This is a genomic window from Bacillus sp. GW821-FHT11D08 (assembly GCF_058808515.1).
On sequence record NZ_JBXARS010000003.1, the window covers coordinates 1 to 24382 of the forward strand.

General features: G+C 49.1%; 25 protein-coding genes. 5 read left to right on the forward strand and 20 right to left on the reverse strand.

Translation table 11 applies throughout. From position 1 onward, the window contains the following. A partial coding sequence (locus AC1RRX_RS06810; RefSeq protein ID WP_144490541.1) for a helix-turn-helix domain-containing protein occupies positions 1-162 on the reverse strand: 162 nt, incomplete at its 3' end. A 123-nt stretch (positions 163-285) separates the two neighbouring features. Continuing rightward, entirely contained in the window at positions 286-723 is a 438-nt protein-coding gene (brxB, locus tag AC1RRX_RS06815) for a bacilliredoxin BrxB (RefSeq protein ID WP_003153223.1), read from the reverse strand. 178 nt (positions 724-901) lie between these two features. Between brxB and AC1RRX_RS06820 the strand changes: the two genes are divergently transcribed. Next, positions 902-1798, forward strand: coding sequence for a YegS/Rv2252/BmrU family lipid kinase (locus tag AC1RRX_RS06820; RefSeq protein ID WP_042635342.1), 897 nt, complete (start codon positions 902-904; stop codon positions 1796-1798). Positions 1799-1842: 44 nt separating this feature from the next. Here AC1RRX_RS06820 and AC1RRX_RS06825 read toward each other — a convergent pair whose 3' ends face one another. From AC1RRX_RS06825 to AC1RRX_RS06860, 8 genes are all read right to left on the reverse strand, one after another. Further along, positions 1843-3105, reverse strand: a complete 1263-nt coding sequence (locus tag AC1RRX_RS06825; protein WP_042635343.1) for a dihydrolipoamide acetyltransferase family protein — start codon at positions 3103-3105, stop codon at positions 1843-1845. 21 nt (positions 3106-3126) lie between these two features. After that, positions 3127-4110 (reverse strand): 3-methyl-2-oxobutanoate dehydrogenase subunit beta, encoded by a 984-nt coding sequence (bfmBAB, locus tag AC1RRX_RS06830; RefSeq protein ID WP_003153216.1) that lies wholly within the window; start codon positions 4108-4110, stop codon positions 3127-3129. A gap of 12 nt (positions 4111-4122) precedes the next feature. After that, positions 4123-5115, reverse strand: coding sequence for a thiamine pyrophosphate-dependent dehydrogenase E1 component subunit alpha (locus tag AC1RRX_RS06835; RefSeq protein WP_020956065.1), 993 nt, complete (start codon positions 5113-5115; stop codon positions 4123-4125). A 22-nt stretch (positions 5116-5137) separates the two neighbouring features. Continuing rightward, on the reverse strand, positions 5138-6559 hold the full coding sequence (lpdA, locus tag AC1RRX_RS06840) for a dihydrolipoyl dehydrogenase (protein ID WP_014418337.1): 1422 nt from the start codon (positions 6557-6559) through the stop codon (positions 5138-5140). Then, on the reverse strand, positions 6549-7664 hold the full coding sequence (buk, locus tag AC1RRX_RS06845; protein WP_094032254.1) for a butyrate kinase: 1116 nt from the start codon (positions 7662-7664) through the stop codon (positions 6549-6551). The genes lpdA and buk overlap by 11 nt, the downstream gene beginning before the upstream one ends. A gap of 17 nt (positions 7665-7681) precedes the next feature. After that, positions 7682-8776 (reverse strand): branched-chain amino acid dehydrogenase, encoded by a 1095-nt coding sequence (gene bcd, locus AC1RRX_RS06850; RefSeq protein WP_003153209.1) that lies wholly within the window; start codon positions 8774-8776, stop codon positions 7682-7684. Between the two features lie 13 nt (positions 8777-8789). After that, on the reverse strand, positions 8790-9683 hold the full coding sequence (gene yqiS, locus AC1RRX_RS06855; RefSeq protein ID WP_007408380.1) for a phosphate butyryltransferase: 894 nt from the start codon (positions 9681-9683) through the stop codon (positions 8790-8792). Positions 9684-9805: 122 nt separating this feature from the next. Next, positions 9806-11875, reverse strand: coding sequence for a sigma-54 interaction domain-containing protein (locus AC1RRX_RS06860; RefSeq protein WP_007408379.1), 2070 nt, complete (start codon positions 11873-11875; stop codon positions 9806-9808). A 153-nt stretch (positions 11876-12028) separates the two neighbouring features. Here AC1RRX_RS06860 and AC1RRX_RS06865 point away from each other — a divergent pair, with 153 nt between their 5' ends. After that, a complete protein-coding gene (locus tag AC1RRX_RS06865) occupies positions 12029-12271 on the forward strand; it encodes a DUF2627 domain-containing protein (protein ID WP_007408378.1) in 243 nt (80 codons plus the stop codon). A 28-nt stretch (positions 12272-12299) separates the two neighbouring features. Here AC1RRX_RS06865 and prpB read toward each other — a convergent pair whose 3' ends face one another. The 10 genes from prpB to ytaF all read right to left on the reverse strand — a co-directional run bounded on the left by prpB (position 12300) and on the right by ytaF (position 21873). Then, a complete protein-coding gene (gene prpB / locus AC1RRX_RS06870; RefSeq protein WP_015417790.1) occupies positions 12300-13205 on the reverse strand; it encodes a methylisocitrate lyase in 906 nt (301 codons plus the stop codon). 18 nt (positions 13206-13223) lie between these two features. Continuing rightward, positions 13224-14651: a bifunctional 2-methylcitrate dehydratase/aconitate hydratase gene (locus AC1RRX_RS06875; RefSeq protein ID WP_162495990.1), complete on the reverse strand. Its 1428-nt coding sequence runs from the start codon at positions 14649-14651 to the stop codon at positions 13224-13226. Between the two features lie 25 nt (positions 14652-14676). Further along, positions 14677-15774, reverse strand: coding sequence for a citrate synthase (mmgD, locus tag AC1RRX_RS06880; RefSeq protein WP_042635347.1), 1098 nt, complete (start codon positions 15772-15774; stop codon positions 14677-14679). Between the two features lie 23 nt (positions 15775-15797). Then, positions 15798-16931 (reverse strand): acyl-CoA dehydrogenase, encoded by a 1134-nt coding sequence (locus tag AC1RRX_RS06885; protein WP_119026864.1) that lies wholly within the window; start codon positions 16929-16931, stop codon positions 15798-15800. Between the two features lie 29 nt (positions 16932-16960). Next, complete coding sequence (locus AC1RRX_RS06890) at positions 16961-17812, reverse strand: 3-hydroxybutyryl-CoA dehydrogenase (protein WP_020956070.1); 852 nt, start codon at positions 17810-17812, stop codon at positions 16961-16963. Between the two features lie 19 nt (positions 17813-17831). After that, entirely contained in the window at positions 17832-19013 is a 1182-nt protein-coding gene (locus AC1RRX_RS06895) for an acetyl-CoA C-acetyltransferase (RefSeq protein WP_039063306.1), read from the reverse strand. A 140-nt stretch (positions 19014-19153) separates the two neighbouring features. Further along, positions 19154-19891 (reverse strand): glycerophosphodiester phosphodiesterase, encoded by a 738-nt coding sequence (locus tag AC1RRX_RS06900; RefSeq protein WP_053573207.1) that lies wholly within the window; start codon positions 19889-19891, stop codon positions 19154-19156. Positions 19892-19978: 87 nt separating this feature from the next. Further along, positions 19979-20605: an N-acetylmuramoyl-L-alanine amidase family protein gene (locus AC1RRX_RS06905; RefSeq protein ID WP_061046624.1), complete on the reverse strand. Its 627-nt coding sequence runs from the start codon at positions 20603-20605 to the stop codon at positions 19979-19981. An 18-nt stretch (positions 20606-20623) separates the two neighbouring features. Further along, a complete protein-coding gene (gene yqiH, locus AC1RRX_RS06910) occupies positions 20624-20917 on the reverse strand; it encodes a lipoprotein YqiH (RefSeq protein ID WP_007408368.1) in 294 nt (97 codons plus the stop codon). A 332-nt stretch (positions 20918-21249) separates the two neighbouring features. Then, on the reverse strand, positions 21250-21873 hold the full coding sequence (gene ytaF / locus AC1RRX_RS06915) for a sporulation membrane protein YtaF (protein ID WP_007408366.1): 624 nt from the start codon (positions 21871-21873) through the stop codon (positions 21250-21252). A 146-nt stretch (positions 21874-22019) separates the two neighbouring features. Between ytaF and AC1RRX_RS06920 the strand changes: the two genes are divergently transcribed. From AC1RRX_RS06920 to AC1RRX_RS06930, 3 genes are all read left to right on the forward strand, one after another. Beyond that, entirely contained in the window at positions 22020-22652 is a 633-nt protein-coding gene (locus AC1RRX_RS06920; RefSeq protein WP_007408365.1) for a helix-turn-helix domain-containing protein, read from the forward strand. Between the two features lie 290 nt (positions 22653-22942). Then, on the forward strand, positions 22943-23080 hold the full coding sequence (locus AC1RRX_RS06925; RefSeq protein ID WP_014470646.1) for a hypothetical protein: 138 nt from the start codon (positions 22943-22945) through the stop codon (positions 23078-23080). Between the two features lie 93 nt (positions 23081-23173). Continuing rightward, entirely contained in the window at positions 23174-24292 is a 1119-nt protein-coding gene (locus tag AC1RRX_RS06930) for an NADH-dependent flavin oxidoreductase (RefSeq protein ID WP_032863662.1), read from the forward strand. Positions 24293-24382: the final 90 nt, after the last annotated feature.

Sequence of the window (24382 nt, forward strand, 5' to 3'; positions counted from 1 at the left end):
TCGATGTGTATCACCAGCCTTATACCATCTAACCCATGTCTGAACCTGTGTCTTATTCTTAATATTCAACTCCTGCAGGATCTCTTTCATAGGTACGCCTGCCAATCTCATTTCTACAGCCTTCTGTTTCACTTCAACCGGATAACTCACTCTTGTCCCCATAGAAAAAACACCTCCAAGTCTAATTTCGGATAACAATCATCCGTATTCAAACTTGAAGGTGTTTTTATTTGTCTCATCTTATGGGGTCAGTCCCAGCGCTTGGCTCCGGGGTTTTTCTTTCACTTATACTTCTTCACAATATTCTTCAAATGCTTCCTGCAGTTTTGTGACGACGGCCATCGGCTCATGGCCTTCAATTTCATGGCGTTCCACCATTTTCATGATTTTCCCGTCTTTTAAAATGGCAAATGACGGAGAGGACGGCGGGTAGCCTTCAAAGTATTCTCTCGCTTTGGCTGTCGCTTCTTTATCCTGTCCGGCAAATACCGTCACAAGCTGATCCGGGCGTTTATCGTAATGTACGGAATGGTACGCGGCAGGCCGTGCAATACCGCCTGCGCATCCGCACACAGAGTTGACCATGACGAGTGTCGTTCCTTTTTTCGAAAGCGCTTCGTCCACTTCCTCAGCGGTTTTCAGCTCTGTATACCCGGCGGCCGTGATTTCCTGGCGGGCTTGACGCACGACATCATTCATAAATAAATTAAAATCCATATTCAACTGGGACCTCTCCTTTTTGATCATCTCTTCTTATGATAGCAAGGAACCTCCCTATCGGCAAATGACACCGCTCATATCCAATTGTTTTTTGTCCCTTTTATGCTCCCGATGTAAGTTTATGACCCTTTAAAAACGGGAAACTTGTTAAGGAGATTGTCTGAAATAAAGGAGCAGTCATATGAGCCAACGGAAAGCAGTTTTAATTTATAACGGAAACGCCGGTCAAAAACAGATTGATAAAACGCTCGGCACGGTCGTCCCCATTTTGGCCCAGTCAGCTGACGAACTTTTGATTAAACCGACCAAACATCAGGATGATGCCCGTCAGTATTGTGAAAATCTCGACAGTTCAGTTGACCATTTATATATTTTAGGCGGAGACGGCACTGTGCATCAATGCATCAACAGCATCAGCAAGCTTGATCACAGACCCGCTGTCGGCATTTTGCCGGGAGGAACGTGCAACGATTTCTCCCGGGCGCTCGGCATCCCGCAAAACCTTCAAAAGGCCGCTGAAGTGCTCGCGGCCGGACATAAACGGATGATTGACGTCTGTAAAACGGATGACGGCTATTTTCTGAACTTCTGGGGCATCGGACTGATCACCGAAGCATCAAGCCATATTAATGAAACTGAAAAAGCATGGCTTGGTAAAATCAGCTACTTCACGAGCGCCTTGCGGACGATGACAAGCGCGAACCCGTTTCCTGTCAAATTGACGATTGACGGCGAGGTGAAAGAAGACGAAGCCGTAATGGTGCTTGTCATGAATGGGCATTATATCGGGACAAACAGAGTTCCCCTGCCTGATGCCAGCCTCCAGGACGGCTTAGCCGATGTGTTAATCTGCCGCAACACAAGCCTTGCCGCGTTGCGGGAGCTGATGACGATGGAGCAGGGTTCGTTTGATGATTTCAAAGGGGAGCTGTCCTATATTCAGGCCTCCAGGATTGAAATCGAAACCGGACGTGAGATGGACGCGGATACAGATGGCGAGGTATACGGAACAACACCTTGTACGCTCGAAGTGAAAAAACATCATCTCACTATGATTGTTCCCGAGGATTCACAATGAAAATAAAAAAACTCCTTTTGCCGCCCGGGCAAAAGGAGTTTTTTTTAATAGACGGAAGTATGTTCATCAATGTTTTCTAAGATCTCTTTGACGCGTCCGAGGAATCGGCCGCACACGAGCCCGTCGAGCACTCTGTGATCTAAAGACAGGCAAAGATTAACCATATCACGAACGGCGATCATCCCGTTATTCATGACAACCGGACGTTTGACGATAGATTCTACCTGAAGAATCGCCGCCTGCGGATGGTTGATAATGCCCATAGATTGAACTGAGCCGAAAGATCCCGTGTTATTGACGGTAAATGTGCCGCCCTGCATATCTTCCGCAGTAAGTTTTCCGTTTCTCACTTTTTTCGCAAGGTCCGTTATTTCTCTGGCTATGCCTTTAATCGTTTTTTCATCAGCATGCTTAATAACCGGAACAAACAGCGAATCTTCCGTGGCAACGGCAATGGAGATGTTGATGTCTTTCTTTTGGACGATTTTGTCTCCCGCCCACATGCTGTTCATCTGCGGGAACTCCTTGAGAGCCTGCGCCGCCGCTTTTACAAAGAAAGCGAAAAACGTTAAATTGAAGCCTTCTTTCTGTTTAAATGAGTCTTTAATGCTGTTTCTGTACGCCGTCATGTTCGTGACGTCGACTTCCATCATCGTCCAGGCATGCGGAATTTCTGTTTTGCTTTTATGCATATTGGCGGCGATGGCTTTTCTGACACCTGTAACCGGAATTTCAATATCACCGGCTGACAGAGCGGGTGCCGGTGCTTGTTTTTGCTGTTGTTTCGGCGCTTGTTGCGTTGTTTGAACGGCTACCGGCGCCGGTGCTTCCGACTTCTGCTGCATTCCCGAATCAATGATTTTTTGAATGTCTTTTCGCGTAATTCTTCCGCCTGCACCCGTTCCTTCAACTTCTTCAAGCTGAATGCCGTGTTCTCCCGCTAATCTGAGCACGGCCGGCGAATAACGCGCTTTATTTGACTGATCTTTACCTTGACGGTTTGCACCGGTGTCTGAAGGGGTATTCTGCTCTTCTTCCCGCTTCGGCGCCTCTTCGGTTTCCGTTTCTTCTGTTTCAATTTTGCAGATGATCTCGCCGACTGCAAGAGTCTGGCCTTCTTCTCCTACAAGTTCTCTAATCGTACCGGTAAAAGAAGACGGCACCTCCGCGTTCACTTTATCTGTCATGACCTCCGCGATGGGGTCATATTTATTCACTTGATCACCGGGGGATACCAGCCATTTGCTGATCGTCCCTTCCGTCACGCTCTCTCCGAGCTGAGGCATAGCCATTTGTTCAATCGCCATGTCAAAAACCTCCTTACGTCTTTAAAACTCCGCTAATTCTCTCATCGCGGCTTCTGCTTTGTCAGGATTCATCATGAAGTATTTTTCCATTGTCGGCGCATAAGGCATTGCCGGAACGTCAGGACCTGCAAGCCGCTTGATCGGCGCGTCTAAATCAAATAAGCAGTTTTCAGAAATAATGGCGGCGACCTCGCTCATAATACCGCCTTCTTTCGTATCTTCTGTGATCAGCAATACTTTTCCCGTTTTAGACGCGGCTTCAATGATGGCTTCTTTATCTAACGGATAAACCGTACGCAAATCTAATACGTGTGCGGAAATTCCGTCTTTTTCAAGGCGCTCGGCAGCCTGCAGAGCAAAATGGACGCATAATCCGTACGTAATAACAGTAATGTCGCTACCTTCGCGTTTTACATCCGCCTTTCCGATCGGAAGGACGTAATCATCCGCAGGGACTTCGCCTTTAATCAGACGGTACGCCCTCTTATGTTCGAAAAACAGCACCGGATCTTCGTCACGGACTGCAGCTTTCAACAGCCCTTTTGCGTCATAAGGAGTTGAAGGCATGACAATTTTAAGGCCCGGCTGGTTGGCAAAAATAGCCTCCACAGATTGGGAATGATACAACGCGCCGTGCACGCCGCCGCCGTAAGGCGCTCTGATGACCATCGGACAGCTCCAATCATTGTTTGAACGGTAGCGTATTTTTGCCGCTTCTGAAATGATTTGGTTGACCGCAGGCAGAATGAAATCGGCAAACTGCATCTCGGCAATCGGGCGCATGCCGTACATCGCGGCGCCGATCCCTACACCGGCAATGGCTGATTCAGCAAGCGGCGTATCCATCACCCGCTCTTCTCCAAACTGTTCATAGAGACCCGCCGTGGCTTTAAACACGCCGCCTTTTCTCCCGACGTCTTCCCCGAGAACAAACACGCGCGGATCTCTTTCCATTTCTTCTTTCATTGCTGCATTAATACTGTCAATATAAGACATTACAGACATAAGTATTCCTCCCTACTTCGCATAAACGTGATCAAGCGTTGATTCAGGAGATGCGTATGGCGCTTTCTCCGCTTCGTCTGTCGCTTCGTTTACGATAGCCATGATGTCATTCAGCATGGTCTTTTCTTCTTCTTCACCTAGAAGCCCGGCTTCTTGCAAGTATGCTTTGTATAAAAGAAGCGGATCTTGTTTCTTTGCTTCTTCTACTTCTTCGCGTTCTCTGTAGCTGCTGTCGTCGTCATCACTGGAATGCGGCGTCAAACGGTAGGAAACCGTTTCTATTAATGTAGGGCCTTCGCCTTTAGACGCCCGTTCGCGCGCTTCTTTTACGGCCCGGTAAACTTCCAGCAGGTCATTTCCGTCAACAGTGACTCCCGGCATGCCGTAGCCTGCCGCCCGGTCGGATATTTTCTCGCACGCCACCTGTCTGTCATACGGGACAGAAATGGCATACTTATTGTTTTCACACATGAAAATGACCGGCAGTTTATACACGGCGGCAAAGTTTGCCCCTTCGTGAAAATCCCCCTGGTTGGAAGATCCTTCTCCAAAGGTAACGAAAGAGACGATATCCTTTTTATCCATGCGTCCCGCAAGCGCGATTCCGACTGCGTGAGGCACCTGCGTCGTAACAGGGGATGAGCCCGTTACGATTCTGTTTTCCTTTTGCCCGAAGTGGCCCGGCATCTGCCTTCCGCCTGAGTTCGGGTCAGCTGCTTTCGCAAAACCCGACATCATCAAATCCTTTGCAGTCATACCGAATGCAAGCACAACCCCTATATCTCTGTAGTACGGAAGCACATAGTCGGTATCACGGTTTAAGGCATAGGCCGCGCCTACTTGCGCCGCTTCCTGTCCTTGACATGAAACAACGAACGGAATTTTGCCCGAGCGGTTTAAGAGCCACATTCTTTCGTCGATTTTTCTGGCTAACAGCATGGTTCTATACATTTCAACGGCTTCTTCGTCAGAGAGCCCTAATGCTTGATGGCGGTTTGTAGTCATTCAAACCCCTCCTTCTTTCCTTTTAAAAATGAATCGCGTTTCCGTCTGCGGCTAACGCAGCTTCTCCAATCGCCTCTGAAAGCGACGGATGCGGATGTATGGACTGGCCGATTTCCCAAGGCGTCGCGTCGAGCACCTTGGCAAGCCCCGCTTCAGAGATCATATCGGTGACGTGCGGGCCGATCATATGAACACCGAGAATATCATCTGTATTCCGATCGGCGACGATTTTGACAAAGCCGTCGCTTTCTCCGTATACAAGAGCCTTTCCGATCGCCATGAACGGAAACTTCCCGATCTTCAGTTCATGCCCTTTTCGAAGAGCTTCCTCTTCTGTCAGACCGACGCTCGCCGCTTCCGGATTTGAATAAATACATTTCGGCACAAGAGCGGCATCAAGCGGAGCCGGATTAAGACCCGCCATATGCTCAACGGCAATGATGCCCTCACGGGAGGCCACATGCGCAAGCTGCAGCCCGCCGACAACATCACCGATCGCATAAATGTGCGATTCCTTCGTCTGCCCGGCTTCGTTCACGATGATAGAACCGTTTTCCGCTTCAATATCCGTGTTTTCAAGCCCGATCCCTTCAATGTTCGGCTGGCGGCCGATGGAAACAAGCATTTGTTCCGCGTGATACGTTTCTTTTTTTCCATTCTTTTCAGCGGCAATTGAAACGCCGTCCGCTTTTTCCAATGTATCCGGAAGCACTTTCGCACCCGTCACGATCTTAATTCCTTTTTTCGTTAACAGTTTTTCCATCTCGCTTGAAATATCACGGTCTTCCGTCGGCAAAATGCGGTCCGCATATTCAATCACAGTGATATTGACGCCGAAATCGTTCAGCATGGAGGCCCATTCAATTCCGATGACACCGCCGCCGACGATCATCATGGATTGGGGCAGACGTTCAAGCTCTAACGCTTCATCTGATGTCAGAATATATGTACCGTCTGCTTCTAAACCCGGCAGCATTTTCGGCCTTGAACCGGTTGCGATAATCAATTGTTTCGGTATCAGCATGTCGTTTTCTTCACCATTTGCGTATTCGACGGAAACCGTACCGGGCAGAGGTGAGAAGATGGAAGGGCCGAGCATACGTCCGTACCCGTTGAATACATCAATCTTCCCCTTTTTCATCAAGTGGGCGACACCACCGGCCAGCCGGTCAACGATTCCCTGCTTTCGTTTTTGCACGCTGTCAAAGCGGAGGGAGACACCTTCCGTTTCAATGCCGAATGCTGCCGCTTCCTTTGCGGTTCGGTACACTTCCGCGCTTCTTAACAGCGCTTTACTCGGGATACATCCTTTATGCAGGCATGTTCCGCCGAGCTTTTCTTTTTCTACAACGGCCGTTTTTAAGCCGAGCTGGGCCGCTCTGATGGCGGCTACATAACCGCCCGTGCCGCCGCCCAGAATGACCACATCATACTCAGTCGCCATTTGTTTTCACTCCTTCGCCGATCTGATATTGCTTTGACTGCTCCTCACCGGCTAAAACCCGAAGCGCGCCTTGCGCGAGAGATTGCAGTTCATTTTCTCCCGGGTACACCAGTACATCCGAAATCCAATCTATGTACGATCTGATGGCGGATACGAAACTTTTCCCGTACGCCAATCCGCCCGTCAGGACGATAATGTCTACTTTTCCTTTTAAAACGGCGCTTGCCGCCCCGATTTCTTTTGCTACTTGATAAGCCATGGCGTCATAAATGAGACGCGCATGCTCATCTCCGGCCTGAATGCGTTTTTCCACCTTCACCGCGTCCGTTGTCCCCAGGTAGCCGGAGAGTCCGCCCGTGCCGACAAGTTTTTTCATCATATCGGCTTTTGAATACTTGCCGGAAAAACACATTTCTACCAAATCACCCGCCGGAACAGTTCCCGCGCGCTCCGGGCTGAAGGGTCCTTCTCCGTGAAGCCCGTTGTTGACATCCGTCACCCGTCCGCAATCATGGACACCGACTGTGGTGCCGCCGCCCATATGAGTGACGATCATCTTCATCTGTTCATACCGTTTGCCGAGGGACGCCGCCGCCTGACGGGCAACAGCTTTTTGGTTCAAAGCATGGAAAATGCTTTTCCGCTTGATCTCAGGCATTCCTGATACTTTAGCGAGCGGAGTCATCTCATCCACCACGACCGGATCGACGATATACGCGGGGATATTTAATCCGTCAGCTATTTCCCTGGCAATAATTCCGCCCAGATTAGAAGCATGCTGGCCGTTGTAGCCGTTTTTCAAATCAGTGATCATGGCGTCATTCACTTCATATGTGCCGCCCTCAATCGGTCTGAGCAGGCCGCCCCTGGCACAAACGGCATCGAACTTTGAAATGTTGATGCCCTGTTCGTGCAAAGACTCAAGAATGCTTATTTTTCGAAATTCGTATTGGTCGATAATGCTGTTAAATGTTTTCAGCTCTTCTTCGGGATGCCGCAGCGTCTTTTCAAAGATACAGCGTTCATTGTGAAAGACACCGATTTTCGTTGATGTTGAGCCTGGATTCAGAATGAGAATGCGTTTTTCCTTTTCGAACATTTTCATACCTCCAGATCAAATTCCTATCGTCTGCTTAATATACTTTGGCCGTTTTGCAGAAACTGGCTTCTTGAACGGCGCATGCGCTCAATTCGTTCCTCAGCCAGACGGTCGGCCGCTAAGTATGTCGGAATGCCGTCACGCGCGGAAATATCGAGCACCCGCTCAATGTTTGCATAGATGCCTTCAACTTTTTTCAAAGCCCGCTCAGCATTGTAGCCGTAAAGCTCATCGGCCACATTGATGACGCCGCCTGCATTGATGACATAATCCGGAGCGTACACGATTCCCATTTCATGAATGGTATCGCCGTGACGTGTTTCTTTCAGCTGGTTATTGGCCGCTCCCGCAATGACTTTCGCCTTCAGCTGTTTAATCGTGTCATCGTTAATGACGGCGCCGAGAGCACATGGGGCATAAATATCGCACGCCTGTGAGTAAATGTCGCCGGGATCAACTGCGCGGGCGCCGAAATCCTCAACGGCACGTTTAACAGATTCTTTATTGATATCCGTTACGATTAAAGAAGCGCCTTCTTCGTGAAGGTGGCGGCATAGATTGTAAGCCACATTTCCCACGCCTTGCACGGCAATTGTTTTACCTTCCAGTGAATCAGTGCCAAACGCCGCTTTCGCTGCGGCTTTCATCCCTTTGTAGACGCCGTACGCCGTAACGGGAGACGGATTTCCTGATGAACCGAATGCCGGAGAAATTCCGGTTACATAGTCTGTTTCATCATGAATGATGTCCATATCTTCAACGGTCGTGCCGACGTCTTCCGCCGTAATATACCTTCCGTTTAAGCCTTGGATGTACCGGCCGAACGCGCGGAACATTTCTTCATTTTTATCTTTGCGCGGGTCTCCGATAATAACGGTTTTCCCGCCGCCTAAGTTTAAACCGGCAGCCGCATTTTTATAAGTCATGCCTTTTGCAAGTCTTAGTGCATCTTCAATCGCCGCTTCTTCACTGTCATATGTCCACATTCTTGTTCCGCCGAGTGCGGGGCCGAGCGTCGTATCATGAATCGCGATGATCGCTTTTAATCCGGATTGTTCATCTTGGCAGAATACCAATTGTTCGTAATCATAAGTCTCCATATATTTAAAAATTTCCATTGGTTCGTTCCTCCTACTGTTCTTGTGATGCGCAAATCGCAAGCGCAATTGAATACAGTTTATTTTCTGCGGTATCCGCTCTGCTCGTTAATGCGATCGGCGCTTTTGCACCGGCGATGACGGCAGCAACACTTGCTTTCGCAAAATAAATCATTGACTTATAAAGCATATTTCCGGCCTCGATTGAAGGAACCAAGAGAATATCCGCCTGGCCCGCTACGCTTCCGGAAATCCCTTTTTGCAGCGCAGCCGCTTGGGATACGGCATTATCCAAAGCAAGCGGTCCGTCCGCAATGCAGCCGGTAATCTGTCCTCTATTGCACATCTGGACGATCGCAGCCGCGTTCAGCGTCGCCTCCATTTTCGGATTAACCGTTTCAATAGCGGCAAGGACTGCGGCTTTCGGCATAGGATTCCCTACTGAATGTGCGACATGAACCGCATTTTGCAGAATATGCCCGAGCTCTTCAAGAGACGGGGCAATGTTCAGCGCTGAATCAGTCACATACATCAGCCGGTCATAGTCCGGCACCTCAAAAACAGCTACATGTGATAACACCCTTTTTGAACGAAGCCCTTCATGGCGGTTTAAAACCGATTTCAGAAGAGTAGAGCTCGGGAGATTCCCTTTCATTAAAACGTCCGCCTCTTGTTCACGCACTGCGCGCACTGCTTTTGCCGCAGATTCTTCGGATGAATCGGCGTGGATGATTTCAGCATTGAACTTCGGCTCATTTGCGAGAAGCTCTTTCAGCTTTCCGCTGTCACCCGTCAGTAAAAATCGTGCCGACAAGTGTTCTGCCGCCATTTTGACGGCCTGGATCACTTCTTTATCTGCTGCGTGGGCCACTGCAATGGTTTTTGCGTTTTTTGCCGCGGCTTTTTCAACTAGGTCTCTCAGCTTCATTTTGTACCACCTTCCTTGTGCGAATCCGCTTTTAACAATGCAAGTTCCGTGCCAAATATGCGGGAGGGTTTATTCCGGCTTTCTTCAAGAAAACATGCAGCTGTTTGCGCTTTCTCTGCAATTTATTGCATGCCGTCATTTGCAAGGCCGTACTTATCCATTTTGTAGTACAGATTCCGAATACTGACACCAAGCGCTTTTGCCGTTTTGGTTCGGTTGAATTTATGCTTTTCAAGCGTTTTTTGAATGACGTGCGCTTCAAATTTTTCAACAGCCTGAGACAGCTTTTCCCCTTCCACATCCGGAAAATCACTTTGGGTGCCGTTTTTTTCATTCAGCTCTGATTCAAAAACAGGCAGATGCTGCTGTTCGATCCGTTCCATGTGCGGCTCTAAAAATATCATTGCCCGTCCGAGAACATTTTCAAGCTCCCGGACGTTTCCCGGCCAGCTGTAGGCTGATAAAGCTCGCAGCGCGTTCGGCGTGAGCCCCTTTACATTGCGGCCGTAATCCTGATTGATTTTTTCAATGAGCCGAATGCTCAGCGCTTCAATATCTTCTTTGCGCTGCCGAAGCGGCGGGATTGAGATCGGATAGCGGTTAATCCGGTAATACAGGTCTTCACGGAACGCGCCTTCCGCCATGGCCTTTTCGATGTTGACGTTTGTCGCTGCGATAATTCTGACATTGACAGAAATCGCTTTAGCGCCGCCGACTCTGATAATTTCTTTTTCCTGCAGAACTCTGAGCAGCTTTGCCTGGGTGCTTTGGGTCAGCTCTCCGATTTCATCTAAGAAAATGCTGCCGTTATTCGCTTCCTCAAAAAGTCCTTTTTTGCCCCCGCGCCTCGCGCCCGTAAACGCGCCTTCCTCATAGCCGAAAAGCTCGGATTCTAGCAGTGATTCAGACAGGGCCGCACAATTGACCCGGATGAACTTATTGTATTTTCGGTCGCTTTCATTATGGATGGCGTGGGCGAAAAGTTCTTTTCCTGTGCCGGATTCTCCCCGCAGCAGAATCGTCGCCGGCGTTTTCGCCCCGAGCTTCGCCTGTTCAAGGGCGACCAGCATTTGTTCACTCGTGCCGATAATGTCGTCAAACGTGTATTTCGCTTCAAGCGTGCGGATGATCTGGCGCGCCCGATTCAGCTCAGCAGTCAGCGTTTTAATTTCTGACACGTCGTGGATGACGCCGACGCTGCCTTTTAAAATACCGTCCACAATAACGGGGGCAACATTTACGATAACATCCTTTTTATTGGGGCCGACCTTCATTCTCACACCCCGCACGGGCCGCCTTGTCCCCAATACTTTCAGGTGCATGCTCTCCCCTTCTGAGATATCGGTGGAAGCGGGTTTTCCGATGACTTCGCTTTCTGACAGCCCGGTCATTTTTGTATACGCTTTGTTGATTAACATTCCGATGCCGTTTTCATCAACGACAGAAATGGCCTCATCTGACGATTGTATAATCGCTTCAAGCATGGTGCGGATTTGTTTTAAGTTCGTGACCTCTTCCGCCAGTTCAACTGCGTCGGTGATATCTTTAAACACGCATAACGCGCCGAGAAGTTTTCCGCCTTCATCAATGATCGGCAGTCTTGTCGTGACAATCTGCAGGTGCTTTCCGAGAAGCTGCTTCTGGTTATATTCCGGCTCTCTCGTTTCCAGAATCCGCGGCAGCTTTGTGTTCGGCACTACATCTTTAATTTGGCGGCCGATGACATCCTCCCGTTTTTGGCCGACCATTTTTTCTGCCATCTGATTAAATAAAATGATCGTTTCGTTGACGTCTATAAAAATCATGCCGTCGTGCGTTGAATTAAAAATCCGGTCATGCTTATACGTCTGCGACTTCAGCATTTGGATAAGCTGCTGTTTTTCCTCCATCAGCTGAAACACCATGTACGCCAATTTTCCCGGCATGACGATGGTTTGTTCTTTTTTCTCATGGAGCAGCTCATCCATGACCGCTTTATCGCCTGTTGTATGGATGATAATATCTATATCTTCAGTTATGTAGGGTTTCCAATCTGATGAGGTTGCAATTCCATATCTCCGGGCTTCTTGCAGCCCTTGCGCCTCCGGATCTTGATCAACCACCGCAATAATCCGGATCAGCTTTGTTTTCATCAAAATCTGTAGGAGCGCCGTGCCTCCTTTACCAGCACCTATAATCAGCACCTTCTGCATCCCGATACCCCTTTATATGAAAAAATTTGCACACCTGTATTTCCCGTTGCAATAATTTGCACAACCCCTATGTTACCACGTTTTGATCTCTTGACAAAATATTTTTTCGATTGGACAATAAAGGAAAACATATCGTAAAGGGGTTTTCTGAATATGAGCCGGCTTGTTGCGCTTTTAATTCTGGTCCTCCCCGGCGCTGTCGCGGCGCTCGGCATTAAGCTGATGAGAGATGCATTATTCGGGCATGCGTTTTCCCCGTTTCCGTCCCTTTTTCTTCAGGGGGCGGCCGGATTGGCGTTTTTTTTGTTCGGCCTTTATGTTCTGGCCGGATTTATTCTGTACAGAGATCGGAAACGCAATCAAGTCAGCCCGCGGTTCAGGAAAAAAAAGCTGTAAAAAAAGCCCTTGCAAAAAAAGGGCTTTTTCAGTCGTCCGGCAGTATTGTTTTGGCAATGGATTGATCCAGTTCTTCATAGTCATCGTAAGCGATCGTTTCATATAATTCTTTTCTCGTCTGCATATCCGAAAGCCCCTCTTTTTGCGAGCCTTCTTCTTTCAGAAGGCGGAAAATACGCTCAAAAGCCTTGGCTGCCGTTCTGAGTGACGTGACCGGGTAAATGACCATCTGACAGCCCATATCGGAAAATTCATCAGCACTGTAATACGGCGTTTTTCCGAATTCAGTCATGTTTGCGAGAATCGGCACACTGATTTGTTTGGAAAACGCTCTGAATTCACTTTCGGATTGGAGCGCTTCCGGAAAAACAGCGTCAGCACCCGCTTTTATATAAGCGGACGCCCTTTTTAATGCCCCCTCCAATCCTTCCTGCTGTCTGGCGTCTGTTCTCGCAACAACAAGAAGAGTCGGCGCGGCCCGCTTGACCGCTTGGATTTTTTGCGCCATTTCTTCAATCGGCACGAGCTGCTTCCCATTCAGATGTCCGCATTTTTTCGGCAGGCGCTGATCCTCCATCTGGACGGCGGCCGCGCGCGCTTCATACATTTCTTTCGCCGTCCGGGCGGCATTCAGCACGCCTCCGAAACCCGTGTCAATATCGACAAGGACGGGCAGATCAGACGAGCGGACCAGATCTTTAACCCGTTCAGCCATTTCCGCCGACGTGATGATCCCTAAATCGGGCAGCCCTCTGCTCGCCGTGTAAGCCGCGCCTGATAAATAAAGAGCCGAAAAACCCGTTTTCTTGGCGATAAGAGCGGCCATGGCATCGTGAGCGCCGGGAATCTGCAATAGATCCGGCGCTGCCATCAGCGTACGGAACCGCTCTGCAAGCTCCTCTTGAGACGACTGCTTGCTGACGATCCACGTCATGTTTGTCACCCTCCTATTTTATACGAGAAATAAGTCCATAAATTCACTGACGCTGAGCTTCTGCATTCGGCCGCTGTGTTCGCAGGCCTCTTCGATTTTCCGCTGCTGCTTCAATGAAAAATGAGTGCTGATGTTTGCTGAAAACTTGGCAAGAATCTTCGGAACGGCTTCTTTTCTGCGGAATCGGTGCCCGAGCGGATATTCACATTCAATCCGTCCCGTAGCCGTGCCGTCTGTAAAATGCACCTGTACGGCATTTGATATGGATCGCTTATTCGGGTCTAAGTAATCTTTTGAGTACGCTTTGTGTTCCGTCACCTCCATTTTACTCCGCAATGTATCAATTCGCGGGTCAGACGCCGTTTCCTCTTCATAATGATCCGCCGTGATATCTCCGAAAAGCAGCCCGATTGCCGTAATGTACTGGAGGCAGTGATCCCGGTCAGCCGGATTGTGAAGCGGCCCTTTTTTATCGATAATCCGGATTGCCGACTCATGGGTCATAATCGTGATCCTATCAATGTCTTCGATGCGGTCTTTCACCTCCGGATGAAGCCGGACCGCGCATTCCGCCGCTGTCTGGGCGTGGAATTCAGCCGGGTAGGATACTTTAAACAAAACATTCTCCATCACATAGGACCCAAGCGGGCGGGCAAGCTTCATTTCCTGCCGGTTAAACAATACGTCTTGAAATCCCCACCCAGATGCGGTCAGAGCCGTCGGGTACCCCATTTCACCTTTTTGCGCCATAAGGGCCAAATATACGCCTCTGCTCGTCGCGTCGCCGGCCGCCCATGATTTGCGTGATCCGGTGTTCGGCGCATGACGATACGTTCTGAGGCTTGAATTATCAATCCAAGCGTGAGATACGGCGTTATTGATTTCCTCTCTTGAGCCGCCCAGCATTTGTGCGCAAACAGCCGCAGTCGCCACTTTCACAAACAGCACATGATCAAGCCCCACTCTGTTTAAGCTGTTTTCCAAAGCGAGAATTCCTTGAATTTCGTGCGCTTTGATCATTGCGCAAAGCACATCGCGCACGGTAAGCGGTTCTTTCCCTTCTGAAATCCGCACTCTGGATATATAATCCGCACAAGCCAATATGCCTCCGAGATTGTCAGACGGATGACCCCATTCCGCCGCAAGCCACGTATCATTATAATCGAGCCACCTGTTGATACAGCCGATATTAAAAGCAGCCGTGACCGGGTCTAAAACAAAAGGCGTGCCCGGGACTCTGCTGCCGTTGGGCACGGAGGTTCCCGGGACAATCGGGCCGAGCAGCTTTGTACATTCGGGATAGCTGAGCGCCAAAATTCCGCAGCCTATCGTATCAAGAAGCACATGTCCTGCCGTAGTAAAAGCTTCTGAACTGTCAATCTCCTGATGGAGCACGTAGTCAGAAATCTCTTCGATTACAGCGTCCATTCGGCGGGGTTCTGTCATGTTTTCATCTTCCTTTCTCATCTGTTTACAGGCGCGCTCCGGTATAGCGGACACGCGGGCGGAAAAGCCGGTTTCGGCTGTGCTGTTCAATGACGTGGGCGCACAGTCCGACCGTCCGTGCGCTGAAGAATATAGGCGTGTACAGCGGTATTGGGATGCCGAGCATGTAATAGACCGGCGCTGCGTAGTAATCTAAATTCGGATAAAGGCCTTTTTTCTCCCGCATGACGGTTTCGCCGGCTTCACACATATGATAAAGACGGAAATCACCTGAAAGATCAGACAGCTTTTTTAACGCTTCTTTCATCATGAGCGCCCTCGGGTCCATTTTTTTCATGTAGACACGGTGGCCGAAGCCCATGATTTTTTCTTTATTTGCGAGTTTTTGAGTTAATAATTGTGTAAACCCGTCTGTATCCTTCGCTTCTTCAAGCATGTACATAACCGCTTCGTTCGCGCCGCCGTGAAGGTTTCCTTTAAGCGAGGCGACGGCTCCGGTCAGCGCGCCGTAAATATCCGATTGCGTCGAAGCGATGACACGGGCCGTAAACGTTGAGTTCGGCAATTCATGCTCACTGTATAAAAGAAGCGACCTGTCGAAGATTTCTTCTTCCAAAGATGACGGCGTTTTTCCGGTAATCATATATAAAAAGTTTGCGCTGTATGATAAGGTTCCGACCGGCGCCAAAGGCTCCAGCCCGTTGATGACTCGATAGCTGTTGACCGTCAGATTCGGCATTTTGCCTATCAGTCCGCGTACGCGGTGCTGATTTACGGAAGATGAACGGTCATCGATGTCCTTGTCAAAGCCTCCAAGCGCGGACAAACCCGTCCTCAGTCCGTCCATCGGGTGAGTATGTTCGGGCAGCAGACGGCATATGTGCAAGATTTCCTCGGGAAGGTGTCCGACGCGCCGAACGTCTTCTTCAAGCGCCGCCTTCTCTTTCGCATCAGGAAGTCTGTCTTCCAATAAGAGATGAACAATGTCCATATAGCCGGCCGTTTTAGAAAGCTCAATCAGATCGTGGCCTTTGATTAAAATACTGCCCTGCTGTGTATCCAGGAAAGAAATCCCCGTTTCCACCGCAATGACGCCATCTAAACCGGGAGAATAAGATTCCATGGTTTCGCTCCTTTGCGCACTTTTTATTGAAGAAGATACTTAGAAATAATCAGCCTTTGAATCTCATTGGTTCCTTCATAGATTTGCGTGACTTTCGCATCCCGAAATAAACGCTCCGCGGGATACTCTTTCATATAGCCGTAGCCGCCGTGAATCTGCACAGCCTCCACCGCCGCTTTCATCGCCGCATCGGACGCGAATTGCTTCGCCATAGATGCTTCTTTTCCGCACGGAAGCCCTCGCTGATACAGTTCAGCGGCATGATAGACCAATAATTTGGCAGCTTCCGCATTCGTCGCCATGTCAGATAATTTAAATGAAACGGCCTGATTCGAAGCGATGGGTCTGCCGAACTGGCTGCGGGTTTTGGCGTACTCCACCGAGCAGCCGAGCGCCGCTTCGATAATCCCGAGCGCCTGAGCCGCTATGCCGATCCGTCCGACGTCAAGGTTTTTCATGGCGATTGAAAAGCCCTCGCCCTCTTCGCCGAGCCGGTTTTCAATCGGAATTTCCGCTTGGTCAAACTGCAATTCGACAGTATTGGAACCTAACAGTCCGAGCTTTTTTTCTTTTTTTCCGACAGAAAAACCGGGTGTGTTTTTCTCAATGATAAACGCGGAAATTCCCTTTCTCCCCTTACCTGGATCGGTTATGGCGAATGTCAGATACAGATCTGCCGCTCCGCCGTTTGTAATAAAGATTTTTGAACCGTTCAGAATATATGAATCGCCTTTTCGCACGGCTCTTGTTTTCAGGCTCCCCGCATCAGATCCGGATTGAGGCTCAGTAAGCGCAAAAGCCCCAATATATTCGCCCGCTGCCAGCTTCGGAATATACGTTTGTTTTTGGGCTTCTGTCCCGAAATGCAAAATCGGGATTGTCCCTACCGATGTGTGGACGGACAAAATGACGCCGACGGCCGCGCTGACTTTTGATATTTCATGAATCGCTAAAATGTAAGATGTTGTATCAGCACCCGCCCCGCCGTAAGTTTCCGGGACGGGAATGCCCATCAATCCCGCTTCGCCCATTTTTTTAATCAGCCGCTCCGGAAATTCATCTGTTGATTCCATGAGCTCAACCACCGGCGCGATTTCCTTGCGGGCAAAATCACGCACCATTTTTCTCATCATGATGTGCTCTTCTGTAAAATGCATGGCTGCCGTCTCCCCTCATGATCTTTACGTCATCTGCCGTACTCATAAAAACCGCGCCCGCTTTTTTTGCCGAGCCAGCCGGCGCTGACATATTTTCTGAGCAGAGGGCATGGGCGGTATTTCGGATCTCCGAGCCCCGCATAGAGAACCTCCATAATGGAAAGGCACGTATCCAGCCCGATGAAGTCAGCTAATGTTAATGGACCCATCGGATGCCGCATGCCGAGCTTCATCACCGCATCAATGGCTTCCTTTGAAGCTGCTCCTTCGTAAAGGCAATAAACGGCTTCGTTAATCATCGGCATTAATATGCGATTAGATATAAAGCCCGGGAAGTCATTGACTTCGACAGGGGTTTTATTCATCCGGACGGCAAGCTTCTTTACTGTTTCCGCCGTTTCTTCCGATGTGGCGAGTCCTCTGATGACTTCGACAAGCTCCATGACAGGAACCGGATTCATAAAATGCATGCCGATTACTTTTTCAGGCCTTTTTGTGGCCGCGGCAAGCTCCGTAATGGGAAGAGAAGACGTATTGCTTGCCAATACGGCATGAGGGGGACAGATTTTATCTAGTGTGTCAAACAATTCTGCTTTTGCTTTTTTGTTTTCGGCAATGGCTTCAATTACAAAATCAGCATCTCCCGCTTCTGTGAGTTCTGCCGGGGAAATACGGCTGAAAACGGCATCTGTCTCCTGCCGTGACTTCCGTCCTTTTGCCTGCTCTTTCTCCAGGTTTGTCTTTATGCGGTGAAGACCTTTTGTTACCGTTTCCGGCTCCCAATCGTATAACATGACGGCAAACCCGGCTTCTGCAGCCGTCTGCGCGATGCCTGCTCCCATCTGACCGGCACCTGCGACCATGATTGTTTTCATTTTCATCCGGCGCTCCCTCCTTTGATCAGTACACCTCAAGCAGGACGGCATCTCCTTGAGCCGCTCCGCTGCATATAGCCGCTATGCCTAAACCTCCTCCGCGACGCTTTAATTCGTATATTAAACTCATGATGATTCTCGCTCCGCTTGCGCCGATCGGGTGGCCGAACGCGATTGCCCCTCCGTTTACATTCACTTTTTCCCGGCTGAACCCGGCTATTTTTTCACTCACGAGCACGACGGACGCAAATGCTTCATTTACTTCAAACAAATCAATATCGTCAACGGACAGTCCGGTTTTTGTCAAGAGCCGGCTGATGGCCTCTCCCGGCGCGCTTGCCAGCTCGCACGCTTCCAGTCCGACTGACGCAAAGCCAAGTATCGCTGCGAGCGGCCTGACATGCTGCTTCGCGGCTTTTTCCTCTGACATCAGCACAAATGCTCCGGCCCCGTCATTTACACCGGGAGCGTTTCCGGCTGTAACCGTTCCGTCGGCTGTAAAAATTGGCTTGAGCGCTGCAAGCTGCTCAAGGCTCGTATCAGGGCGCAGCCCCTCATCCGCTTCAACGGTATGCTGTTTGCCCTTTTTGCCGGTCCAGGTGACGGGGACAATTTCTTCACGCAATTTGCCCGCCTCGGCCGCCTCAGCCGCGCGTTTCTGGCTCAAAAGAGCGTAATGATCCTGTTCATCCCGGGAAATGCCGTACTTTTTGGCCGCAGTGCTTCCGTGGACAGCCATATGCACCTGGTCGAACGCACAGGTCAGCCCGTCATGAACCATTAAATCCTGAAACACCCCGTCCCCCATCCTCACACCCCAGCGGCCGGCCGGAATGGCGTACGGAATGTTGCTCATGCTTTCCATTCCGCCTGCAATCAGCACGTCCGCATCTTTCGCCCGGATCATTTGATCACAGATGGTAACGGCCCTGAGCCCTGATGCACAGACCTTATTAATGGTTTCAGCCGGAACGGACCACGGAAGCCCGGCATATCTTGCAGCCTGCCGTGCCGGAATCTGCCCGGCACCCGCCTGGACGACCATTCCCATCACCGTTCCTTCCGCTTCGCTTTCACTGATAGCGGCGCGCTTGATTGCTTCTTTTATGGCGATGCCGCCAAGCTCGGCCGCCTTTACCTCTTTTAATGCGCCGCCAAATTTTCCGAACGGCGTTCTTGCCGCACTGACGATAACCGTTTTTCCCACAATTTTGCCTCACTTTCAATAAGATAAAAGATAACGCTTACACAAAACGCCCTGTTACAATATATGAACCGGCTGACCGAGTTATGAGTGCACCGCCTCTTTCCCGCCCATAAAAAAAGAAGACTGTCTGAACAGTCTTCTCAGCTGCGGCATTCTTTTTTTATAGAAACAGCCAGCTTTGGATAATCGGTAAAAATTGCGTCTGCTCCCGCTTTCATCAGCTGCTTCATATCCTCAGGACGATTGACGGTGAACGGACGGAGCGCCGCTTGGTGTTTTGCAAGATGTTTGATCACTTCAGCGCTCACCGCCGGCGTACCGAGCTTCGGATGATAACCCGAAGCGGGAATGGCGGCAAGATACCGTTCAGGCCGGTACAGCACATCCATTGTCAGCACCGCCCGTTCAATTTCAGGCGCCAAGGCGTGGCAAACCGCAAGACTCTCATGATTAAATGAAGAAAAAATAACGCGCTTTTCCAGTCCGTAATATCTGACTTTTTTAATCACTTCTTCTTCCATTCCTTCGTAACGGAATACACTGTTTTTCAGCTCAATGTTTATCAGAAAATCAGCACGTTCCGCAAAACGCAGCACATCTGACAAAAGCGGAATTCTGACACCTTTAAAAGCATCTTTCCATTTTCCGGCGGCATCGGCGGTTCTGATTTTGTCATACGCCGTATCTTTCACAAATCCTTTCAAAGACGTCGTGCGGTCGAGGGTTTCATCGTGAATGACCACGATACGGCCGTCTTTTGTCATCTGTACATCAAGTTCGATTCCGTCAGCCCCGTCCTCAATCGCTTTTTTAAACGCGGGCATCGTATTTTCAGGGCAGTCGCCCGACGCCCCCCGGTGGGCAAAAATATTCGTCATATGTGTCACCTCAGGTGTTTGTCATCGGTTTTCTCTATTATAATCGTTATGCACATAAGGAGGGGGCTATTTACACATATTTTATAATTACCGTCCGCTGTAATAGGTTTCGATTCCTTTTACAACGGCGTCCGCGGCGTGCTCTTGTCCGTTATCGCTTTTCAGCTTGTCCGCATCTTGAGGATTTGTGATAAAACCTAATTCAGCCAGCACACTCGGCATCTTTGAATATGTAATGACATAAAAAGGAGCTTCTTTTACGCCTCTGTCCTTCATCCCTAAAGACGTGACAAGCTGCTGCTGGATGTCGGAAGCAAGCCTTTCGCTGTCTGCTCCTTCATATGTCGAATTAAAATACGTTTCCGTGCCCGATGCCGTTGAGACGGCTGAATTCGTATGGAGGCTGACGAATAAATCGGATTGGCTGGCGCTTGCTTTCGCCACCCGCTCGTCCAAACGTAAAAAAGTATCGTCAGTCCTTGAAGCAACAGGTTTTGCGCCTTCTGTCTCCAATTTGGCGATCACCTTGTTTGACACCGCTAAATTGATGTTTTTCTCAAGCAGTCCATTTCCGCCGGCCCCGCTGTCTTCTCCGCCATGTCCGGCATCGATATAAATGGTTTTTCCTTGCAAAGGTTCAGCTGCATAAGCAGACGGCGCAAGCAGAAGAAGAGCGGCACCGAAGGTAGCAGCGCTTTTTGTCAGTAAACCCACGTTTTTTCCTCCCCGTTTTCACATATCTGTTTCTTTTTTCAGTTCCTCAAGCCGTAATTGTCCGTTGCTCTCTTTTTTATAGGTGATTTGCACCGCCGTATGTTCAGGCAGAGACTGACATTCAAACCGCTTAGCGAAAGGCACCTTCACCTCTTGCCTTTCTCCGTCAATTTCGACCGCGATCGTATCGTTTCCGGCCGCTTTTATAAATGTTCCTTCCTGTGTAAATGACGGCGCCGCATCAGCCTCCGCGGTATACTCGCAGCCTGATAACAGCCATGCGGTGAAGATCAGAAGTATGACAGACTTCACACAGATCACCTCACGTTTTCTCATTCGGCTTTATCTTTGAACAGAATGACCGATTTGTAAAGGGAGCCTCCATTCCTCCAGCGCTTTTCCATATTTGGAATGAAGGCTATCTGACCTGCTGTTTACCTGAACTTAGAAAGAAAACAAGCTGATCAGTCTATGAAAAAAGTTCTGTCTGAAGGCCGAATATGCAGAATTTAACGGAAACGGACGACTTTCTGTTCATTTTGAAAAAATATCAGATCGGCAAAAAAAGAGAGCCGCGTCATGCGCTCTCCCGAATAGAAACATTCATATTTATTTTGAGCTTTTCATAAAATGAACGGGACAACTTAAAAGAGCAGCGTATTGGCGGCAATGATGAGAATAATCACTCCGCTCAGCACCGTGCTGAACTGTCCGACGTGAAAAGAACCGATGCGCAATGACGCGGCTTTTTTTCCAAGCGAGCAGCCGATCCATATGGTCAAAAAGCTTCCGACCGCCGCAGTAATGGAAATGGCAGCGGGAGAAAGCCCGATCAACCCCGCGCTTAATCCGTTGGTCAGCGCATTTGCGGATACGGCCACCCCGAGAACCATGGATTCCAATATACCGATTTCTCCCGAACCGTCGGCATCCGCTGCCTCCGGATTTTGCAGCAGACCGGCAAAACGGCCTTTTTTTCCTGACGCGCCAACACGCGCTGTTTTTCTCGGCACAGCCAGCAGAATGATGCGGATACCGATGACAGATAAAATAAACGCCGCCAGCAATACAGGAAGAAAGCCCGGTAAAACGGCTGAAATCCATTTGCCGAAATAAATTCCGATATAACTGAATACAAAACAGATAAAAGCGATCATCATATTTGACGCATGCGATATTTTGATTTTTCTGATGCCGTATGACATCCCCACTCCTAAATTATCAATGCTCGAGGACACTGCCAAACCTAAAATCAATAACCAAGCCATGTTCGTTTCTCTCCATTCTTTGATGTCTTTTCAACATGTTGTGCCGTTGAATCTACACTATCCTATTCAGCAGCACAGAAAAGGTACCTTTTCTGCAAAAATTATTGATTAATGATCATCATTCCGGCGGAAACGAGGTGACACCCTTGACAGAAAATAAAAATACGACACTGGGGCCCCTTTTAAAATCACTGCTTGATAAGCACTCGCTCTCCATGAGAAAACTCGGCGCCTTAACAAACATTGATACGGCCACCATCTCCCGGATTATAAACGGCAAGCAGAAGGCCAATTTAAAGCATCTTCAGGAATTTTCAAAACATCTCCGCACCCCGCTGGAGGAATTGCTTGAGGCGTCAGGCATAGACATCGGCCATGAAAAAGAAGCTGCGCCGCAAGACCCGATGCACGCGATTCAGGATATGCTGAATATGGCCGAGATGTTTGATCAGCCTTTTTCCCGGGAGCAAATTGAGCGCGAACTGACCAGATATGAACAATATGCCAAAACCCAGCAGGGCCATCGCCTGATTTGCGATGAGTTTCAAAAGAAAATGGACAATGAAGAAAGCGTCGGCCCTTTTATTGATCATTTGAAAAACATGCATCATCAGTATATGGATGAATCAACACCGGCTGAAGACCGCGCGATTCTCGGGAGCGCGCTGCTGTATTATATTTTAGCGACCGACGTCATTCCGGATTACATGTTTCCGATCGGCTACCTGGATGACGCCATCGCCGTTCAAATCGCTTTGAACCGGCTGAAAAAAAAGTAAAGGCGCTTAAAAAAGCGCCCTTTTTGTGTTGAAAAATATGAAACACCGCATTACGGTTTTGTCAAAACAGAGACAGCTGTCATATGATACATCAACCTAACAAAAAGGAGGGTGTCTTCTATGGACAGCAACACAGTTGTGGCAGTGTGCGCTCTGTTAAGTGTTGTGATTCAGATCGGAACGATATTCGCCGCAGGAAAGTGGAAAAAAGAATAAACAAATTGACGGTTTTTTCGCACAAGCGTATGCTTATAAATAACCTTGTAAAAGATAAGAAAGAAGATATGCATATGAAAAAAATCATTCTCCTCTTCGCCGCCGCTGTCATATTCAGCTCGATCGGCCATCAAATTTCAGGAGGATATAAAGATCCTGAAAAGGAACGGAGAAAACCGTTTCATTCGTTTAAATGGTTCAGCCGGTCATAACCTCAGGAAGAAGAACAAGCAAAATAATTGCACACAATTAAAACATAAGCTAGAATACGGACGAGTTAAACTCCTAAGGAAGAAGGCGAAATGATGAAGCAAACTTATAAACCGCTGTTTGAACCTTTTACGTTCGAAAGCGGCGTCACCATACCAAACCGTATTTCAGTCGCACCGATGACACACTATTCATCAAATGATGACGGAACGATTTCCGATCGTGAATTAAGCTACATTACTCCCCGTTCAAAAGAAATGGGCATGGTCATTACGGCATGTGCAAACGTAACGCCGGACGGCAAAGCGTTTCCAGGCCAGCCCGGCATCTATGATGATTCTCACATTCCCGGCTTGAAAAAACTCGCTCAGGCGATCCAGTCTCAAGGAGCGAAAGCCGTTGTGCAGATTCACCACGGAGGATTGGAATGCCCTCCTGAACTCGTGCCAAACAACGACGTCGTCAGTCCGAGCGGCTCAGAAGAAGACGGGAGACAAACGTCCCGGGCTCTCACCGAACAAGAAATTGAGCACATCGTGAAAGCATTCGGCGAAGCGACACGCAGAGCGATTGAAGCCGGCTTTGACGGTGTTGAAATTCACGGGGCAAACGGGTACCTGATTCACCAATTTTATTCACCGAAAACAAACCGGCGCACAGACCGCTGGGGCGGAAGCGATGAAAAGCGCCTTGCGTTCCCGCTTGCAGTCGTTGACGCTGTCAAACAGGCAATTGATACACACGCTGAAAATCCATTCGTTCTCGGCTACCGCCTGTCACCGGAAGAGCCGGAAACACCGGGGCTTACAATGAAAGAAACATTCATGCTCGCTGACGCGCTTGCGGAAGAGAACTTGGATTATCTGCATATTTCACTGATGGATGTCAATTCCAAAGCCCGCCGCGGAGCGGATACTTCACGGACGCGGATGGATTTATTAAACGAACGCGTCGGCCATAAAGTGCCGCTGATGGCCGTCGGTTCCATCTATACCGCGGACGAAGCGCTTGCTGTATTAGAAAGCGGAATTCCGCTGGTGGCTCTGGGACGTGTCATTTTGATTAACCCCGAATGGGCGGTGCTGGTCAAAGAAGGCCGCGAACAGGAAATCGAAAAAGCCATTCAAGCATCTGAAATTGAGAAATACCGACTTCCTGAACCGTTATGGGAAATGATTCAGAATACAGGCGGCTGGGTGCCGTTTGAAAAGTAGACTAAAAAAACTGCCGGATGTCCGGCAGTTTTTTTGATTTACAAGTTTTTACCGCTTTGTTTACTCCTATTTCTAACACACAGCGTACAT

Excerpts from the sequence above, each read along its gene's own strand:
- AC1RRX_RS06835 (WP_020956065.1), bottom strand. The coding sequence starts at position 5,115 with ATGACTACAAACCGCCATCAAGCATTAGGGCTCTCTGACGAAGAAGCC.
- bfmBAB (WP_003153216.1), bottom strand. The coding sequence starts at position 4,110 with ATGTCTGTAATGTCTTATATTGACAGTATTAATGCAGCAATGAAAGAA.
- buk (WP_094032254.1), bottom strand. The coding sequence starts at position 7,664 with ATGAAAATGTTCGAAAAGGAAAAACGCATTCTCATTCTGAATCCAGGC.
- AC1RRX_RS06820 (WP_042635342.1), top strand. The coding sequence starts at position 902 with ATGAGCCAACGGAAAGCAGTTTTAATTTATAACGGAAACGCCGGTCAA.
- AC1RRX_RS06930 (WP_032863662.1), top strand. The coding sequence starts at position 23,174 with ATGAAGCAAACTTATAAACCGCTGTTTGAACCTTTTACGTTCGAAAGC.
- AC1RRX_RS06860 (WP_007408379.1), bottom strand. The coding sequence starts at position 11,875 with ATGCAGAAGGTGCTGATTATAGGTGCTGGTAAAGGAGGCACGGCGCTC.
- AC1RRX_RS06885 (WP_119026864.1), bottom strand. The coding sequence starts at position 16,931 with ATGCATTTTACAGAAGAGCACATCATGATGAGAAAAATGGTGCGTGAT.
- AC1RRX_RS06875 (WP_162495990.1), bottom strand. The coding sequence starts at position 14,651 with ATGACAGAACCCCGCCGAATGGACGCTGTAATCGAAGAGATTTCTGAC.
- AC1RRX_RS06925 (WP_014470646.1), top strand. The coding sequence starts at position 22,943 with ATGAAAAAAATCATTCTCCTCTTCGCCGCCGCTGTCATATTCAGCTCG.
- yqiS (WP_007408380.1), bottom strand. The coding sequence starts at position 9,683 with ATGAAGCTGAGAGACCTAGTTGAAAAAGCCGCGGCAAAAAACGCAAAA.
- AC1RRX_RS06890 (WP_020956070.1), bottom strand. The coding sequence starts at position 17,812 with ATGAAAATGAAAACAATCATGGTCGCAGGTGCCGGTCAGATGGGAGCA.
- AC1RRX_RS06900 (WP_053573207.1), bottom strand. The coding sequence starts at position 19,891 with ATGACGAATATTTTTGCCCACCGGGGGGCGTCGGGCGACTGCCCTGAA.
- AC1RRX_RS06825 (WP_042635343.1), bottom strand. The coding sequence starts at position 3,105 with ATGGCGATTGAACAAATGGCTATGCCTCAGCTCGGAGAGAGCGTGACG.
- lpdA (WP_014418337.1), bottom strand. The coding sequence starts at position 6,559 with ATGGCGACTGAGTATGATGTGGTCATTCTGGGCGGCGGCACGGGCGGT.
- ytaF (WP_007408366.1), bottom strand. The coding sequence starts at position 21,873 with ATGGCTTGGTTATTGATTTTAGGTTTGGCAGTGTCCTCGAGCATTGAT.
- bcd (WP_003153209.1), bottom strand. The coding sequence starts at position 8,776 with ATGGAAATTTTTAAATATATGGAGACTTATGATTACGAACAATTGGTA.
- AC1RRX_RS06865 (WP_007408378.1), top strand. The coding sequence starts at position 12,029 with ATGAGCCGGCTTGTTGCGCTTTTAATTCTGGTCCTCCCCGGCGCTGTC.
- prpB (WP_015417790.1), bottom strand. The coding sequence starts at position 13,205 with ATGACGTGGATCGTCAGCAAGCAGTCGTCTCAAGAGGAGCTTGCAGAG.
- mmgD (WP_042635347.1), bottom strand. The coding sequence starts at position 15,774 with ATGGAATCTTATTCTCCCGGTTTAGATGGCGTCATTGCGGTGGAAACG.